Source organism: bacterium (assembly GCA_035527515.1).
Lineage (GTDB): Bacteria > B130-G9 > B130-G9 > B130-G9 > B130-G9 > B130-G9.
In genome coordinates, this window is sequence record DATLAJ010000152.1 from 1 (window position 1) to 2,221 (window position 2,221).

General features: G+C 58.4%; 2 protein-coding genes. Both read right to left on the bottom strand.

The window, feature by feature from the left end; translation table 11 throughout:
• Positions 1-861 (bottom strand): radical SAM protein (locus tag VM163_12520; GenBank protein HUT04702.1); only part of this gene is annotated, 861 nt, incomplete at its 3' end.
• A gap of 15 nt (positions 862-876) precedes the next feature.
• The coding region (locus tag VM163_12525) for a hypothetical protein (GenBank protein ID HUT04703.1) at positions 877-2,221 on the bottom strand (1,345 nt) is incomplete at its 5' end.

A 2,221-nucleotide genomic window follows, 5' to 3' on the forward strand; every position in this document is an offset into this window, starting at 1 on the left:
GATGTCCTCGATGCTCTTGCCGTTCCTGACAACGTTGCCGAGCTTTAGCTCCTTCACACCGCTTGCAGCTGTGCAAGGAAACACATCACCCTTGGAGTTGATGTGAACCCGGTTCAGACCAGACATGCATTCATCGTGGCCCGACAAGACCTCTAGTCCTGGCATGCTGAGTCTCGTGCAGTACCCGGCCTCCACCCGAATCCCCAGGCGATCCCGAACCGCAAGTAAGTCTTGTTCGAATTGGCGAAGCTCTTCCGGCAAGGGCGTGGTCTCTCCGTAGATCGGCCTCGCCCTGCCCGACGGAGCCAGCGCCATCGCACGGACCCGCTTCGCGCCCAGTCCATGTAGCCGCTCAGCTAGGCCTCTGAAGCCCGGGCACGTTCCGTAGGTCGGGATGAAGTAGCAGGTCAGGGGAAGGCCCGCCGAGGTGCAAATCGCAGCGCCTCTGAGCGACCTGTCAAAGGAGCCTTTCGTCTTGGTCATCGAATCGTGGGTCTCCGCATCGCCTCCTAGAAAGGTGATGCTCACGGATTCGAAAAGAGACAATACGCCTCCCGGCTTACAGTGCTCCTCGGCCACGAGAGTACCGTTCGTGTGCATGTGGACCGGCGTGCCAAGGTCGTCGGCACAGAATCTGGCGATTGCCTCAAGCTTCGGAACATCCTCAAGCGGCTCGCCGCCAGTCAAGCCAACCTTCCGCAGTCCCAGAACCGTGGCATCTCTGAGGACAGCACTAATCTCCGCGACGCTCAATTCGTTCGTCTGCCGCCCCTTGGCCGCGCGCGCAGAGCAATGTCTGCAGGCTAAGTTGCACCTGTGGTTCACTTCGATGTCGATATGTTCTAGGCTGTAGCTCGACACATCTTGCGCTCTGGGCTATTGCACGGGCCCGGAATCATCTGGCCCTTTCTTCGGCGATCTTCTGTGACGTATTCTACCACTTAAGCAGAGACCGACTCCCCGAACGAAGCGGCCGACAGCGTGGAGAATGTGCCCGGGCGGACGAGTCCCTGAATCCCTCGAGGGAAGGAGCAGACGGGGTACAAGAACCATGATCGCGAGGATGGTCAACCCGAAGATCACGATGCTCCACACAATCAGCTTCTCGACACCTGCATCACTTGTAGTCTGCAGCTTGATAATCAGTGCAATGAGACCGACAACGAGGGACAGTGATCCAACCATTCGCAAGACGAGAGTAACCACGCTCGGGTAGACGGAACGCCCTACTACCCCTTCGATCTCGCTTCGTATCGTATCGCTAACGGACGCCTTCACCATGGCGGGGATGCCTGAAATGAGGTCGAACGGCTTACCATGCTCCTCGGCCGCACGTCGCAGGCGATCAGCGGTAACAGTTTCACTGTCAAGGGAAGACAGATCGACCGGCGTCCCCTTGGGCTTTCCCTTGGTGATATCGCCAAGGTCATCCATGCCAAGGCCATACATCCCGACGATCCGGGCATCCCCCTTTGTGGCCGTCAGCCATTTGCCTCTGGCGTCCGTGACTGCTCGTTTCCAGAGCCGGCTGGAGTCCAGCCCCAATAGCTCGCGGTAGTCAGATTGCTTCAAAGCTCGGACCTTGAGATCAGTCCCTTCTATCCAAGCTACTCCCTCGAAGTCTCTCAGGGCTTCCGAGATGCGTTCTCGTCCTGCAACACTTGATATGTCAACCGAGACAGGCTCTATCTCCCCCAGCTTCCAGAGGTACATATCGGATGGCTCGCGCAGGCCGTAGAGAATCAACGTGCCAAAGGGCATGTCTCCAGTCAGCTTGAAAGTCCGCGGCGAGAGGTTGGTCATGGCAACCGCGAGCCTGCCGTACCATGTTGGGTCGATCTTGACCATGCTCTGGAAAAGGCCCTCTCGGACAAGGCTGAAGCGGGGCCAGACAGTCGCTGCGTATGACGGGGGAAGCGCGATGAACTCGCGAGTCAGAACGATAGCTGTCTCGCCCGGGTCCAGGTCGTACGGGGGCTTGCTCTGCAAGCGTTCAGAAGGTCGCACGGACACAACTTCTGTTCCGATTGATAGATCATAGGAGAAGGGCGTCAGATTGAGCTCGTCATACGGGGTGATAACAGCGGTGCAACAAGTTTTCTGTAAGTATCGTTCATCTCGATCATGCCAACGCCGCTTAGCCTGAACCGTAGCGAGCCCGAAGGGCGAGCGGAGGTTCAGGCTAAGCGACCGCCCGCATCCGCACCGGGACTGCGCCCAG